This window comes from Pedobacter sp. AW31-3R (assembly GCF_052180285.1).
In the GTDB taxonomy this organism is placed as follows: domain Bacteria; phylum Bacteroidota; class Bacteroidia; order Sphingobacteriales; family Sphingobacteriaceae; genus Pedobacter.
This window is the reverse complement of sequence record NZ_CP197475.1, coordinates 1,312,453-1,326,926: the sequence shown is the minus strand read 5'-3', so window position 1 is coordinate 1,326,926 and position 14,474 is coordinate 1,312,453. Positions and strand designations below refer to the sequence as shown.

The following is a 14,474-nucleotide window of genomic DNA, read 5'->3' as shown; positions in this document are numbered from 1 at the left end:
ATTTTTTCAGGGTTTCTCTTTACCTGACCAGATGCCCGTTTTACTTCCCGTTCATCTCTACTTCCCTGTCCATCTCCATCATATCGGTTTCATTGGCATGGGAGAAATCACCAATCAGGTATTTATTGAAATGGTCGGCAAGTTTCCAGAAGCCATACTCTGTAAAAGAACCAAAGGCATGGCGCTGTCCAGGCATGATCACCAGTTCAAATCGTTTACCGGCTTTCATTAAAGCATTTGCCACACGAATAGTATTCGCAGGATGAACGTTATTGTCTACATCACCTGTCATCAGCAATAAATGCCCTTTCAGGTTCTTTGCCAGATCTGGGTTCTTATCCACACTATACTGGAAGGTCGTATCACCTTTAACAGAAACGATTTCTTTCAGACCATGGTGTTTTTCGCTCCACCAATTGTTATAAATACTATTATCATGGTTCCCTGCATTGGAAACGGCTACTTTAAAGAAATCCGGATAAACCAGCATGGCAGCGGTTGACATAAAACCTCCTCCGGAGTGCCCGGTGATCCCTACCCTGCCGGCATCAATAAAACTATACCTGTCAGCAAGCTGTTCAATTGCAGCCTTTTTATCTGCCAGACCATAATCACGTAAATTGCCATAGCCGAAATTATGGTACCAGGCTGAACGTGCAGGATTTCCGCCACGGTTACCTACCGTCACCACAATATAACCAAACTGCGCCAATCGGTCGGTACGGTCCATGCTCTTGCTGAAAGCCTTATACACAGCCTCAGTCTGCGGACCGGGATAAACATATTCAATCACCGGATATTTTTTCTTCGGGTCAAAATCAAATGGCTTGTACATCACACCATAGATATCTGTAATACCATCGTCCGCTTTCACCGTAAAAGGTTCAGGAAACTTATATCCGGTAGCCATCAGCAAAGAAAGATCCGTAGTCTCCAGGTTCATCACCTTATTTCCAAAGTTATCCAGCAGTACCGATTGGGGTGCCGTATTTACCCTTGAATAATTGTCCACCACATAACGGGCCTCATCATTCATGTCTACCGCATGGTCAAAGTCTCCGCTATTCAGTAAACGCAGGCCTGAACCATCAAAATTAATACGGTATAAATGAAGGTAATATGGGTTCTCTTTACTTTCACGACCATTGGCGGTGAAATACAGCACCCTGTTTTTCTGGTCTATATTGACGATATCCTCACAATGGAAGGCACCTTTTGTAATCTGGTTCTTCAGTTTGCCTTTTCCATCATACAAATAGAAATGGGCCCATCCGTCACGCTCAGACCAATGGATAATCTCCTCTCCATCCTTAACCAGTCCGGGACGGTTAATTTCCACGTAGGTATTGAAACGTTCATCAATCAATGGGGATACGGCACCGGTTGTAATATCTACCGCACAAGTATTCACCCTTTTCAAATCCCTGCTGGTTCTTGAAAAATAGAACTTGTTGTTATTCCCCAGCCATATATCCGGACGGAATTCATTGTCACGGTCCTTATTTAAGCGTGGAGCCGGCCATACTGATAAATACTGGTCTTTAAAAGCCGATACATTCAGTTTCTTACTCGTCTTTGCAGCAAAATCAAATAACAGCACTTCCAGGACAGGATATTCCTTTTCACCCGGCATTACATATTTATAGGTCTCCAGTGTAGGTCTTCCCTGCGATACACTATTGATGACCCACAGGTCTTTTACCTTCCGGGAATCTTCCCTGTTCAGTACGAAATATTTCGAGTTAGGCGACCATAATACCCTCGCCTCCCTTCTTTTCTTGTTGTTCTTCTCATTTTCTTCATTGTTCTCTCCATCACCATCATTTCCATACGCATAAAACTTTACCCCGTCTTTAGTCAGCTGATGTTCCACTATCGTACTGTCCTCTTCATTTTTAACGGCTTTGAGGTAATTCAGCTTATCCATCCAATACAGGTTATAGTTTCTGGAGAAGACAATGGCTGAAGAGTCCGGTGCAATAGCAGCCCATTTGGGTTTTTCTTTTGCCTTTTCATAGTTTTTCACTTCAGTAAGTTTCTCTGTCTGGAGTTCATAGCTGAAATAAAAAATCTTCTTTTGCATTGAATCTGCGGCTTTTTTATCTTTCCTGTCCTTTTTCAGTTCATCGATAGTACTTTTGAGCTCAAAGCTGATACTTTTTTCATCTTTCGAGAATTTAAGGTTTTCAATAGGCAGGTGTTGTGCATCGAAGGGATCCCTGATGATGGTCGTGATCTCAGCCGCCATCCGGGAACTGTTGAACAACTTCTTCTTGCTTCGTACCGAAGGATCTACCACAAACCATTCCTTGCCAGCCGGAGTTTCATATACATACCAGAACCTGTTGCTCAATCTTAGCCAATGTGGTTCAACTGCGGTGGAATAAATAATTTTCTTCAGTTTATTTGGGGAGAAACGCGAAGCCAGCTGGTAATTGGCTTTAGGTACATCTTGCGCAACTTCTGTCATGGTAAACGTTTTTGTTTGCGCAACAGCATTAAAACCAGCCGTAATTCCGATTAAAACAGGCAGGTAGAATCTTTTCATATATAAATCCATCATAATCGATAAAAATATCACTAAAAGCGTTCAAAGCATGAATAATTATGTAATAAATCAGATAGCCTGTAAATTCTGTGTTTTTATACAAAATTTGTATAAATGCAGGTGCAGAATTCATAGTTTTGCCCATCACAAATAAAATCCTAATGAAGAACCATTTATTAACCCTTACTGCAGCAGCGATGATCTTTAGCGCTGGCTGTCAATCCAAATCACAAACCAGTACCAATGATAACCAGGACAGTACTGCTGTAGAAGCCATTGCGGAAGAAAGCCCTGCAAAAGCTGTAGATGTAGCAAAGATTAAAGTTGCAGATGCGAAAACAATTCTGGCACGTAAACAGGTACCTATTTTATGTTATCACCAGATCCGCGATTGGAGACCTAAAGATTCCAAAGGCGCCAAAGATTATATTGTTCCGGTAGAGGTGTTCAAAGCGCAGATAAAAATGCTTGCCGATAGTGGTTACCATACCATTTTACCAGACCAGCTATACGATTACCTGAACAATGGAACGGAGTTGCCAAGTAAACCAATTATGTTAACGTATGATGATACAGATCTTGATCAATACACCGTTGCAGAACCAACCATGAAAAAATACGGTTTCAAAGGCGTATTTTTTGTCATGACGGTTTCCATTGGCCGACCAAACTATATGAACAAAGCACAGATCAAAGAACTGTCTGACAAAGGGCATGATATTGAATCGCATACCTGGGACCACCATAATGTGAAAAAATACCAGGGTAAAGACTGGGAGACACAGATTGAAAAACCGACAAAAACATTGCAGGAAATCACCGGTAAAAATATTCACCACTTCGCTTATCCGTTTGGATTGTGGAACCCTGAAGCCATTCCTGAATTGAAAAAAAGAGGTTTCAAAAGTGCTTTCATCCTTTCTACCAAACGTGATGAAAATGATCCTTTGTTTACAATCAGAAGGATCATTGCCAGCGGTTACTGGACCCCAAAAACATTAAGCAACAGTATTAAAAACAGCTTTTAATTTGCGCTGTTGGTGATAAAAATAAAAAGGCAGTCCTTATCGGGACTGCCTTTTTTCTGATCAGGTTACCGTTCTTAGGCTACACTTTCAATCGTATAGCTGTTGTTGTTAAAACTGAAAGTATCGCCCACTTTTTTACCGCTCAGCAACTGACCGATTGGGGATGCCGCTGAAATAGCGAACACAATTTTATCGTTCAGTTTCAGCTGTCCGGCACTAATGGCCACATAAAAAATCCCTTTTGAGGTAAAAACGAGGCTACCGTTTCTTACGGTATCAGTCAGTGGCACACTTTCCAGCGATTTCAGTAACAGCAGGTTCTGCTGTCCGTCGAATAACAGGTTCTTATTTCTTGCGATATCCTGCTGCATCATCTCACGTGTCGTCTCAAACTTATCGCCGGCACTACTCTTCGTATCATCATTACTCGCTTCCTGCGCCTGTTGCAATGCAATTTCAGCAGTCTCGATACGTCGAGTAATAAAGTTCAGACAAAGCTGGTACAATTCAGATTTAAGGTTCTCCATATTAATCTTCCAGCCACCTCACTTTATCAGCAATTGGCGTACGTTTCGGTAAGCGCGGCTCTTCATTGTGGTATCCCATATAAAACACACCAAAACATTTTTCATTGGGCTGCAGTTCCAGGTATTCACTCATACGTGATAATGTTCCCGGTGAACTCCAGTAAGCACCGATTTTTAGCGCCTCCGCTGTTAAAGCCATATTTTGTACCGCACAGGCAAAAGAAGCGATCTCTTCCCATTCCGGAAGCAGTTCAGGGTGCAGTTGTGCATTCAAGACAATGATGCAACTTGCCTGGTTGGCCTTTTCTATAATCCCATCATATTTTTTAAGCAGAAAATTCTCTTCAGGAGTTTCTTCTTTATAGCGGCGTGCCAGCTCTATGCCCAGGTTATGCTTTGCAGCTTTTCTGAACACGATGAAACGCCATGGCTCTGTGAGTTTATGTGAAGGTGCATAATTTGCACTATCCAGTACCTGCTGAATAGCCTCTGCAGGAATCTCCTCTGCGGTATAACTTGGCGGAAAAATGCTGCGTCTCCGTTGAATAATCGAATTTAATATATCTATTTCTCTTTCCATACAATGATTAAAAGCACAAAAGTAACATTTACAGGAGAGCAATAAAGCTATAGCGGTGTAAAATTACTGTTTGCCATATCCTCATAAGGATTTTATTGGTTTTGAAGCTATCTTAAGTAGGATTTTTCATCTGATCTTATTGTTCTTCATTTGTATTCAAGCACTCGCAAGCTCGGTTTTTCATCCGATCTTATTGTTCTTCATTTGTATTCAGGAGAACGCTTCGCTAAATTCATTGCTGTTTGTAAGCAGTAGGCGCATGATGGTTTCATTAAATAATCGCTACCTTTGCGGCTTATTTTTGTGCAATATGATTTCAGTTTCTAATTTATCCCTGCGTTACGGTAAACGTACCTTATTCGAAGATGTCAACCTAAAATTTACACAGGGCAATTGCTATGGTGTAATCGGGGCCAATGGCGCAGGTAAATCAACTTTTTTAAAAATCCTTTCAGGTGAAGTTAACCAGACTACAGGAAGCGTAGCTTTTACTCCGGGCGAACGCATGGCTGTTTTGAACCAGAATCACTATCAGTTTGATGAGTTCTCTGTCATCGAAACCGTAATGATTGGTCATAAGGAACTTTATGACATCATGAAGGAAAAAGATGCGATCTACCTGAAGGAAGATTTCAGCGATAAAGATGGTGAACGTGCCGGGGAACTGGAAAACAGGTTTGCTGAGATGGATGGCTGGAATATGGAAAGCAATGCAGCTACCATGCTGAGCAATTTAGGGATAAAAGAAGAACACCATTACAAACAGTTGAAAGAACTTGACGGAAACCAAAAAGTACGTGTCTTACTGGCACAGGCCTTATTCGGAAATCCTGACATCCTGTTGCTGGATGAGCCGACGAATGATCTTGACATTGAAACGATTGCATGGCTGGAAAATTTCCTGGCCGATTACCAGAACATCGTACTGGTTGTTTCTCACGACAGGCACTTCTTAGATGCGGTATGTACCCATATCGTGGATATTGATTTCAGCAAAATGAGTATTTATTCCGGTAACTATACGTTCTGGTATGAATCAAGTCAGCTCGCATTGAAACAACGCAGCGACCAAAATAAAAAACTGGAAGAAAAAGTAAAAGAATTGCAGGAATTCATCCAGCGTTTCAGTGCGAATGCATCAAAATCCAAACAGGCTACTTCACGGAAGAAGGCCCTGGATAAAATCGATATTTCAGAAATCAAGGCTTCCAGCAGAAAATACCCTGCAATTTTATTCAATAACCTGGGAAGGGAAGCTGGTGACCAGATTCTTCAGGTTGAAAACCTTGCCTGCTCACTGAATGGTGAATTGCTGTTTAAAAACATCAACTTTATGGTGAATAAAGGCGATAAAATAGCTATCCTTTCTCAAAACAGCCTGGCTACTACAGCTTTTTATAATGTACTGACCGGAAGGGAGAAAAACTATACAGGAGAGTTTAAATTCGGTGTGACCATCAATCCTGCTGATATTCCAAATGACAATACTCCTTATTTTGAAGGTAAAGATGAGAATCTGGTGGACTGGTTACGTGAATATTCAGGAACTGACCAGGATGAGCAGTTTGTCAGAAGTTTCCTCGGCAGGATGTTATTCTCCGGTGAAGAGGTACTTAAAAATGTAAAAGTACTTTCAGGAGGTGAAAAAATGCGTTGCATGTTCTCCCAAATGATGCTGAAACATCCGAACTTACTGATGTTTGACGAGCCGACCAACCACCTTGACCTTGAGTCCATTACCGCATTGAATAATGGCCTGAAAGACTTTAAAGGTACAGCCTTATTTACATCAAGGGATCATGCCCTGACCGAATCTGTGGCAACCCGCATTATCGAAATTACCCCTAAAGGTACAATTGATAAAATGATGACCTACGATGAATACATCAATAGTGATGAGATCGCACAACTCAGAGCTGAATTGTATAAATAAATTTTAAAAACCAGCACAACAGGAAAGGCCAGTGTAAAACTTTACGCTGGCCTTTTTGTTTATACCCTAAAGATCTTATTATGGGAACTGAAGAAATCATCACACTCTTGACATCAATTGAACAACAGGTAAGCTCATCTATTCTGGGAGGAATGGAAGAAAACTATATCGAGTTAGCCAATCAGGGATATATCATCATCCATGAAGATGATGCACACCCCTCAGCCACCATTACCCAAAAAGGCATAGAATTCCTTGAAACCCATTAAGGAACAAACTAAACAGGGTATTGATGAAAAAATGAAAGCACCGCACAGGCTTGATGAATTCCCGTGCAATGCTTTCTGCTTAACTAAATAATGAATGACAAAGATAATAGATCAAAGTTCAATCGCAACAATATTGCATCTTTTATTTAAGGCGCTTACAAACTCTTAACTGCCATAAAACTGTGGATTATTCATTTTCTCCAGGTTTATTGAATAATCCTGGCAAAAGGATTACTGAAATCTTTTTTGCTGGTATAATCCGCCACTTCTGCATCTGTCAGCAAACAGGTATTCAGTTCCGCATGAAGCATTATCTTGTCCAGGTCCTGTGCAATAAAAACGAGCTCATTCATCCGGTCTCCAAAGAGCGGATCCCACCTGCCCTCAATCGCTTGCTGATTTTCCATAAAATCAATATCATTCATCCTTTCAGCCAAATGCATACTTGCCCACCAGGTGCCTGCATTTTCTACCCGCAATGATCCGCCGGCCTGTGAAAAATTCAGCGCATTGTCCGGCATAGCCGCAATCCAGAATAGTCCTTTTGTACGCAGTACGTTCGGAGGAAACTGCTCATTCAGGTAGTTCCATAGGCGTTCAGGATGAAATGGCCTTGAAGAGCGGAAAATGGTACTGCCAATCCCGTATTCTTCTGTCTCAGGAGTATGTTCCGCATGGAGTTCCTGTATCCAGCCCGCTCCCTGTGATGCCTGCTCAAAGTCAAACCTTCCGGTATTGATGAGTTCTTTAAGATCCACTTTGCTGAAGGTGGATTCAATCTGTTTTGCTGTCGGGTTCAGTTTTCTGATCACTGCCTTTAACAGCTGCAGGTCTTCAGCTGAAACAAGGTCTGTTTTGTTTAAGATGATGACGTTTGCAAATTCAATCTGATCAGTTAACAGGTTGACAATGGTACGCTGGTCTGTTACATCATCTACCCAATCGCGATCCACCAAACGCTCATTTGTCCCGAAATCCTTTTTAAAGTTAAAACAATCTACTACGGTTACCATAGTATCGAGCTTACTGAATTTGCTCAGGTCCAATCCCATCTCCTCATCAATATAGCTGAAAGTTTGTGCAATAGGAATAGGTTCAGCAATACCGCTGCTCTCAATAATCAGGTAATCAAAACGGTTTTCTCTGGCTAGTTTCTCTACTTCTAGCATCAAATCTTCACGCAAGGTGCAGCAAATGCAGCCATTGCTCATCTCCACCAGCTTCTCTTCAGTCCTTGACAGGATATTTTCACTTTGTACGGTGCGCGCGTCGATGTTCAGCTCACTCATATCATTTACAATCAAAGCGACTTTAAGATTTTCCCTGTTGTGGAGAATGTGGTTGAGCAATGTTGTTTTACCACTGCCCAAAAAGCCACTGAGTACGGTCACGGGTAATAATGTAGGATTCATTTTTCTTGATTTATGATGAATAGTTGGTATGGTTGCACATAAAAAGGCACCACCATTTATTAATGCAACAGAATTGCAAATATAAACATCCCAAACATTAATGCAATTAAATTGCATTAATGTTTGGGAACAGATAACACGTTTACAAAATCACCGTTGTATAAACAGAAGGTTCTTTATGCTTTTGGCTAACAGTTTATATCACAAAGTATTTACAGCTTTATGAGTTGCAATCAGATTGCAAAATCTATTTTTGCAGATATTTAACTTGGATATAACACAAGACGGCCTGAAGAACACCTGAATAATCATTTACCAAAATTACCTGCGTACACACATCAAACACTACATACGAATGATCACTATCAAATCAGTTTCCCATCATTACGACAGTGCCAAAAGCATCAGTTTTAAGGACTGGGAAATTAACAAAGGAGAACAATGGCTGCTCCTGGGGGAGTCCGGAAGTGGCAAAACGACATTGCTCCACATCTTAACAGGTATTTTAAAACCAGCAGCAGGCGAGGTGCATATCAATGCAACTGCTGTTTATGCACTTTCCTCAAGGGAACTGGATCAGTTCAGAGGCCGGAATATCGGAATTATTTTTCAGCGGCCACACCTGATTAAAAGTCTGACCATTGCAGAGAACCTGAAACTGGCACAAAGTTTTGCACGCTTACCGGAAAACACGGAGCGCATCAATGAAGTACTCAGTTCGCTAGGCATAGCCGATAAGAAGAATGCTTATCCCAGTGAACTGAGTCAGGGACAATTGCAACGTGTGTCTATTGCAAGGGCGGTCATCAACAGACCTGCATTATTGATTGCCGATGAACCGACATCCAGTCTGGACGACAAAAATGCAGCTGCAGTACTTGACTTACTGTTGACACAATCTGGTTTAAACCAGGCCACCCTAATTGTCGCAACGCACGATAAAAGAGTTAAAGATGCTTTCACCAATACCTACGAATTATCATGAGTCCAATAAAAATAAGCTGGAAAGGCCTATGGTTTAAACCGTTGTCTTCCGTACTGAACATTATGCTGGTCGCTTTTGGAACAGGTATACTCACTATCCTCCTGCTGGCCTCTACACAGATTGGCGAAAAACTAGATAACAATTCCAAAGATATTGACCTGGTGGTGGGCGCAAAAGGCAGTCCGCTCCAGCTGATCCTCAGCAGCATTTACTATATTGATTTCCCGACAGGAAACATTCCACAGAAAGAAGCAATGGAACTAGCCCATAGTCCTTTTGTTAAACGCGCGGTTCCGCTTGCACTGGGCGATAATTATGAAGGGATCAGGATTGTGGGTACAGACAGTAATTTTGTAAGCGTGTACAAGCTCAGCACGCAAAGCGGAAAATTCTGGAAAGAAGATTTTGAAGTCACCATAGGGGCAAATGTTGCAAGCGGTCAGCACCTGAAAATTGGCGATACCTTTTTTGGGGCACATGGTTTAACGGGAAGTACAGATGTACATAAAACACATGCTTATAAAGTAGCAGGGATTTTAACCCCGCAGGGCAATGTAACCGACAACCTTATCCTGACCAATATCTCCAGTGTATGGAAGATGCATGATGACCATGAAAAAGAAGAAGCTGAAGAGCACCACCATGATCAGGATGGCAAGCACGAACACCATCATGATGAAGCTCAGCAGCGGCCTGATCAGGTAGCCACCAATGAAGACCGGGAAATCACCGCATTGTTGATCCAGTACAGGTCTCCCATGTCTGTTGTTATGTTTCCAAGGATGGTTAATCAGTCCACCAGTCTTCAGGCAGCCTCCCCTGCCATGGAAAGTACCCGTTTGTTTTCACTTATCGGCGTCGGTGTAGATACGTTACAGTGGTTTGCGGTACTGATTATGTTTATTGCTGCAATCAGTGTATTTATCAATCTGTACAATTCATTGAAAGAGCGTAGCTATGATCTGGCGATTATGCGTACCCTGGGTGCATCCCGTGGACAGTTGTTCCAGATGGTCATTTTTGAAGGTATTTTACTCACACTGGCAGGCACGGTCATTGGAATAGCTTTAGGACATGTGGTATTACAGTTTATTGGTGCGAACCAGGAAAGTAATCAGGCACGCCTTACCGGATTGATTTTTCTGAATAAGGAGATTTATCTTTTTGTTACAGGCATAGCGATTGGTATATTTGCAGCTGTAATTCCTGCCGTTCAAGCTTACAGATCAAATATTTCTAAAATATTGTCTAAAAACTAGAGGCCGGGATGAACTGCCACGGTCTGCTGAAAAACCTGGGGTAATCTGCAGGTTGCAACGCATATGATTTACAATAACAACTATAAAAATGCATGAAACCATCATCAGTTTGCCGCTTAAAAAGATTAGTGAATAAGCTTATGATCGCTTCATAGCCTTTAAAAAACAAATATATACTCATGAAACCATCATCAGCATACCGCTCACAAACAGCAATGAATCAGCTTATGATCGCTTCATCACCTTTAAAAAACAATTATATAGTTATGAAAAAATTACTCTTTATATTATTACTCTTCTCTGGCTTTGCAGTTAAGGCACAGCATGATCCAAATGACCAGATCATGTCCACCAATTGGGATATTATTGGAGGTGTCGATTTTAAGATTGTAAAGGATACCGAAATGCTGGCTGTGTATACGCCGGAAATAAAAAAACATGCCAACAAGCCTTTTGAACTGGAAGGATACATGGTGCCGATTAAAGACGGGATGAAACAAACAAAGTTCATGTTATCTACGTTACCTATCAACCAGTGTTTTTTCTGCGGTAAAAACGGGGTACCCATCATGGTATTGGTGGAACTTGCTGAACCCATAAAATTTACTTACCAGACAATAGTCATTAAAGGAACGCTGAAATTGAATTCAGGTAATGCAATGGACAATCCGCCAATCGTATTATCAAATGCAAAATCAATCTAGTGATATGAGTATAGATCCGGTTAATATATTAAAGGTACACTCCCTGAAACACACCAAACAGCGCGTCCGTGTATTAGAGGAAATCGCTTTGGATACTGTCGCCATTTCACAGCCTGAACTGGAAAAAAAATTAGGGAAGGAAATTGACAGGGTAACCTTATACAGAATCCTGAACATTTATGAGGATAAAGGAATTCTGCACAGGATTATGGACATGAATGGTACAGCAAATTACGCCATTTGTTCACCATCCTGTACAGAAGACCACCACCATGATGAACATGTTCATTTTAACTGCACCCAATGCAATAAAATTTATTGCCTGGACGTAGTGGCGCCTCCTATTCAGATGCCTGAAGGTTTCACTGCTTCAGCAATGACTACAACAGCCTATGGGGTATGTGAAAAGTGTAATTCCGCAGCGATCACAGGAAATTAAACCCGTTTCAGGCTCCATATGATAACCCATAAAAAAAGGTGCGAATTTCTCAATTCGCACCTTTTTTTATGGTCTTATGATTCAGATTAGTGTCCCGAATGACCGTCAGCACCGTGTGCATGACCGTGGCTTAATTCTTCTTCAGTGGCTTCACGTACAGAAAGAATGGTACCACCGAAGATCAGGTTTTTACCTGCCATCGGGTGATTCAAATCTACTGAAATGGTATCTTCATGAACAGCCGTTACGCCAGCTCTGAAATGGTTACCTTCATTATCCTGCAAAGGAATAACATCACCTACATTAGGAAGGTCAACATCTTTGAACATGTCTTTTGGCAAATCAGCGAAAGCTCCGGGATCTTGTTCACCGTAACCATCAGCAGCACTAAGCTCAAATTTATATTCATCACCAACATTCAGTCCTTCTAAATGCTCTTCAAATTTAGGCAACATCATACCTGTACCGTACAAGAATACCAATGCATTTTGCTCATCAGCTTTTTCTACGAAAACTTGTTGTCCCTCTTCATTAGTAGTATGCAGTTCATATGTCAATGAAACTACTGTATTGGGTTTAATACTCATTGGAATCTTATTTAGTTTATTAATTTTAAATTATTGAAAACACATCAGTACCGCCTCATCCACTGTCGTTACGGGCATCTGGCATGATTTATTTCGGCAAATATAGATTTTTGTTTCAAAGGTTTGCTTATCTTTTAACAAAGGAAGTGTAGAATTTGTTCCTGCCAATACAATTTTATTAGGGATATATCTCTTACTCAGTTCCTTTTTAACCTGATCGGAGTGATCACCGGTAATTGCAATTTCATTTATTCCTCCGACTTCGTTTAACAATTGTATAGACCAGTTGGAATAGGCGGAACCATAGGTTTTAATCTGGGGAAAAACAGCGGCCAGCATCAGCTCTGCTTTTTCGGTATACCTGTTTTCATCGAATAACAAACCCAGGAGTTTGAGGTTTTGCGCCATAACAGAGTTCGCAGCAGGAATGACATTGTCCATGATCTCATGTTTCCTGGCAATCAGGGTCTCCCCTTTTGCCGGGGTATAGAAAAACATCGGACTATCCAGGTCACGGAAATTGGAAAGCACATATTCGCTGAGAGCCCTCGCTTCCAGCAGCCACTGTTCATCAGCATCAGCTTCATATAAGGCAATCAGTGCAGCGATTAGAAAGGCATAGTCGTCCAGAAATCCTGTAATAGAAGCCTTTCCATTCTTGTAATTTCTTTTTAGTCCTGCATCTGCAGTCCTCATTTCGGCAAGAATAAATCCCGCAGCCTTCTTCGCTGACTGGTAATAATCTTCCCGGTCGAAGAGCTGACTACTTTCGGCAAGTGCCTTAATCATCATCCCGTTCCAGGCCGTCAGGCATTTATCATCCAGGCCGGGCCGCATACGTTTCCGGCGCCTGGCCAGTAATTCCTCTTTAGCCATACTAAGAGTCAGCATGAAATCCTCTTCAGGAATTTGTTTCAGGGCCGCAAACTCCTGTGGGCTGTATGCCCTTTTCAGGATATTGGTCTGCTCTTCCTCCCAGTTTCCCTCTCTGGTAAGACCGAAATATTCCGCCAGGATTGTGGCATCGGCTCCCAGTACCTGATCGAATTCTTCCACATCCCAGACATAGAACTTACCTTCCACCCCTTCGCTATCTGCATCAAGGGCCGAATAGAATAATCCTTCAGCAGAAGTCATTTCCCGGTGTACCCAGCCGATGGTTTCTTCTGCGACTTCCTTAAACAGGATATTCCCTGAATGCTGATAAGCTTCGGCATACAGGCCAATCAGCTGTGCATTGTCATATAACATTTTCTCAAAATGGGGAACGTGCCAGTTGGCATCTACCGCATACCTGGCGAAACCACCTCCGATCTGATCATAAATACCTCCCATGGCCATTTTCTCCAAAGTATGCAATACGCTTTCCCGGATCGCTGGATGATGCTTAAAATGGCTGTATCTCAACAAGAAAAGCCAGTTATTGGGCATAGGGAATTTGGGTGCGCGGTTATACCCTCCCTTTTCCCTGTCAAATGTACGGATCCATGGAGAGACAATCTCCTGCAGGTCGTTGCCTGTATATCCATCCTGTTTCAGGTTAGGAATTACTTTTTCCGCACTGCGTATACCCTGTGTCAGTCGTTCCGCATATTGCTCTGCTTTGTCAGGATCTGTTTCCCACAGGTCGGCCAGGTTCAGCAGTATACTGATCCAATCTTCCTTTTTAAAATATGTTCCTCCATAAATAGGGCGCTGGTCGGGCAGACAAATACAATTCAATGGCCAGCCTCCGCTGCCTGTCATCAGCTGCACGGCCAACATGTATACCTGATCGATATCGGGTCTTTCCTCGCGGTCGACTTTAATACAGACAAAATGTTTGTTCATTACCTCTGCAACTTCTGCAAGCTCAAAGCTTTCCCGCTCCATGACATGACACCAATGGCAGGCGGAGTAACCAATACTGACCAGGATCAATTTATTTTCCCTGCTGGCTTTAGCTAGTGCTTCTTCGCCCCATTCATACCATTCCACAGGATTATAAGCATGTTGTAAAAGGTAAGGTGAGGAAGCATTAATCAGACTATTGGATGCTGTATTCATAGTGTAAAGGTAGAAAATCAAATTTTAAGACCTATGGGATGATGCCTTTTCATTAAACACAAATTTCAAATTAAGGTTTCCCATTAATGATTTTTTATCTAAAAGACTACTTTTAAAAAGACTTAGGGCAGAAAACAGGAAAGCCGTTAATCAAAAT

General features: G+C 41.8%; 13 protein-coding genes. 7 read left to right on the top strand and 6 right to left on the bottom strand.

The genetic code is table 11. The features are described 5' to 3' along the window. Window positions 1–40 precede the first annotated feature (40 nt). Window positions 41–2,548, bottom strand: coding sequence for a DPP IV N-terminal domain-containing protein (locus ACSBL2_RS05550; protein ID WP_442590677.1), 2,508 nt, complete (start codon window positions 2,546–2,548; stop codon window positions 41–43). Window positions 2,549–2,709: 161 nt separating this feature from the next. Between ACSBL2_RS05550 and ACSBL2_RS05545 the strand changes: the two genes are divergently transcribed. Then, a complete protein-coding gene (locus tag ACSBL2_RS05545) occupies window positions 2,710–3,576 on the top strand; it encodes a polysaccharide deacetylase family protein (RefSeq protein WP_442590676.1) in 867 nt (288 codons plus the stop codon). A gap of 74 nt (window positions 3,577–3,650) precedes the next feature. Here ACSBL2_RS05545 and ACSBL2_RS05540 read toward each other — a convergent pair whose 3' ends face one another. After that, entirely contained in the window at window positions 3,651–4,103 is a 453-nt protein-coding gene (locus tag ACSBL2_RS05540; protein WP_442590675.1) for a 3-oxoacyl-ACP synthase, read from the bottom strand. 1 nt (window position 4,104) lies between these two features. Then, window positions 4,105–4,683 (bottom strand): nitroreductase family protein, encoded by a 579-nt coding sequence (locus ACSBL2_RS05535; protein ID WP_442590674.1) that lies wholly within the window; start codon window positions 4,681–4,683, stop codon window positions 4,105–4,107. Between the two features lie 310 nt (window positions 4,684–4,993). Here ACSBL2_RS05535 and ACSBL2_RS05530 point away from each other — a divergent pair, with 310 nt between their 5' ends. Together ACSBL2_RS05530 and ACSBL2_RS05525 are read left to right on the top strand one after the other, a co-directional pair. After that, entirely contained in the window at window positions 4,994–6,616 is a 1,623-nt protein-coding gene (locus tag ACSBL2_RS05530; protein ID WP_442590673.1) for an ABC-F family ATP-binding cassette domain-containing protein, read from the top strand. A gap of 80 nt (window positions 6,617–6,696) precedes the next feature. After that, complete coding sequence (locus tag ACSBL2_RS05525) at window positions 6,697–6,885, top strand: hypothetical protein (protein WP_442590672.1); 189 nt, start codon at window positions 6,697–6,699, stop codon at window positions 6,883–6,885. Window positions 6,886–7,091: 206 nt separating this feature from the next. Here the strand turns inward: ACSBL2_RS05525 and ACSBL2_RS05520 are convergent, their stop codons facing one another. Next, the gene (locus tag ACSBL2_RS05520; RefSeq protein ID WP_442590671.1) at window positions 7,092–8,297 is read right to left on the bottom strand and encodes a GTP-binding protein; all 1,206 of its coding nucleotides are present in this window, start codon (window positions 8,295–8,297) and stop codon (window positions 7,092–7,094) included. A 355-nt stretch (window positions 8,298–8,652) separates the two neighbouring features. Here ACSBL2_RS05520 and ACSBL2_RS05515 point away from each other — a divergent pair, with 355 nt between their 5' ends. From ACSBL2_RS05515 to ACSBL2_RS05500, 4 genes are all read left to right on the top strand, one after another. Next, on the top strand, window positions 8,653–9,282 hold the full coding sequence (locus tag ACSBL2_RS05515; protein ID WP_442590670.1) for an ABC transporter ATP-binding protein: 630 nt from the start codon (window positions 8,653–8,655) through the stop codon (window positions 9,280–9,282). After that, window positions 9,279–10,541, top strand: coding sequence for an ABC transporter permease (locus tag ACSBL2_RS05510; RefSeq protein ID WP_442590669.1), 1,263 nt, complete (start codon window positions 9,279–9,281; stop codon window positions 10,539–10,541). The genes ACSBL2_RS05515 and ACSBL2_RS05510 overlap by 4 nt, the downstream gene beginning before the upstream one ends. A gap of 266 nt (window positions 10,542–10,807) precedes the next feature. Then, the gene (locus ACSBL2_RS05505; protein ID WP_442590668.1) at window positions 10,808–11,245 is read left to right on the top strand and encodes a hypothetical protein; all 438 of its coding nucleotides are present in this window, start codon (window positions 10,808–10,810) and stop codon (window positions 11,243–11,245) included. Then, window positions 11,229–11,684: a Fur family transcriptional regulator gene (locus tag ACSBL2_RS05500; protein WP_442590667.1), complete on the top strand. Its 456-nt coding sequence runs from the start codon at window positions 11,229–11,231 to the stop codon at window positions 11,682–11,684. The genes ACSBL2_RS05505 and ACSBL2_RS05500 overlap by 17 nt, the downstream gene beginning before the upstream one ends. A gap of 86 nt (window positions 11,685–11,770) precedes the next feature. On the opposite strand, the gene ACSBL2_RS05495 is transcribed toward ACSBL2_RS05500, so the two are convergent. Both ACSBL2_RS05495 and ACSBL2_RS05490 read right to left on the bottom strand, forming a co-directional pair. Beyond that, on the bottom strand, window positions 11,771–12,271 hold the full coding sequence (locus ACSBL2_RS05495; RefSeq protein ID WP_442590666.1) for an FKBP-type peptidyl-prolyl cis-trans isomerase: 501 nt from the start codon (window positions 12,269–12,271) through the stop codon (window positions 11,771–11,773). Window positions 12,272–12,301: 30 nt separating this feature from the next. Further along, window positions 12,302–14,317: a thioredoxin domain-containing protein gene (locus ACSBL2_RS05490; protein WP_442590665.1), complete on the bottom strand. Its 2,016-nt coding sequence runs from the start codon at window positions 14,315–14,317 to the stop codon at window positions 12,302–12,304. Between the last annotated feature and the right edge of the window lie 157 nt (window positions 14,318–14,474).

Bases quoted from the DNA above. Each gene is read 5' to 3' on its own strand.
- ACSBL2_RS05530 (WP_442590673.1), top strand. From the start codon at position 4,994: ATGATTTCAGTTTCTAATTTATCCCTGCGTTACGGTAAACGTACCTTA.
- ACSBL2_RS05515 (WP_442590670.1), top strand. From the start codon at position 8,653: ATGATCACTATCAAATCAGTTTCCCATCATTACGACAGTGCCAAAAGC.
- ACSBL2_RS05550 (WP_442590677.1), bottom strand. From the start codon at position 2,548: ATGAAAAGATTCTACCTGCCTGTTTTAATCGGAATTACGGCTGGTTTT.
- ACSBL2_RS05495 (WP_442590666.1), bottom strand. From the start codon at position 12,271: ATGAGTATTAAACCCAATACAGTAGTTTCATTGACATATGAACTGCAT.
- ACSBL2_RS05510 (WP_442590669.1), top strand. From the start codon at position 9,279: ATGAGTCCAATAAAAATAAGCTGGAAAGGCCTATGGTTTAAACCGTTG.
- ACSBL2_RS05535 (WP_442590674.1), bottom strand. From the start codon at position 4,683: ATGGAAAGAGAAATAGATATATTAAATTCGATTATTCAACGGAGACGC.
- ACSBL2_RS05490 (WP_442590665.1), bottom strand. From the start codon at position 14,317: ATGAATACAGCATCCAATAGTCTGATTAATGCTTCCTCACCTTACCTT.
- ACSBL2_RS05525 (WP_442590672.1), top strand. From the start codon at position 6,697: ATGGGAACTGAAGAAATCATCACACTCTTGACATCAATTGAACAACAG.
- ACSBL2_RS05540 (WP_442590675.1), bottom strand. From the start codon at position 4,103: ATGGAGAACCTTAAATCTGAATTGTACCAGCTTTGTCTGAACTTTATT.
- ACSBL2_RS05500 (WP_442590667.1), top strand. From the start codon at position 11,229: ATGCAAAATCAATCTAGTGATATGAGTATAGATCCGGTTAATATATTA.
- ACSBL2_RS05505 (WP_442590668.1), top strand. From the start codon at position 10,808: ATGAAAAAATTACTCTTTATATTATTACTCTTCTCTGGCTTTGCAGTT.
- ACSBL2_RS05520 (WP_442590671.1), bottom strand. From the start codon at position 8,297: ATGAATCCTACATTATTACCCGTGACCGTACTCAGTGGCTTTTTGGGC.
- ACSBL2_RS05545 (WP_442590676.1), top strand. From the start codon at position 2,710: ATGAAGAACCATTTATTAACCCTTACTGCAGCAGCGATGATCTTTAGC.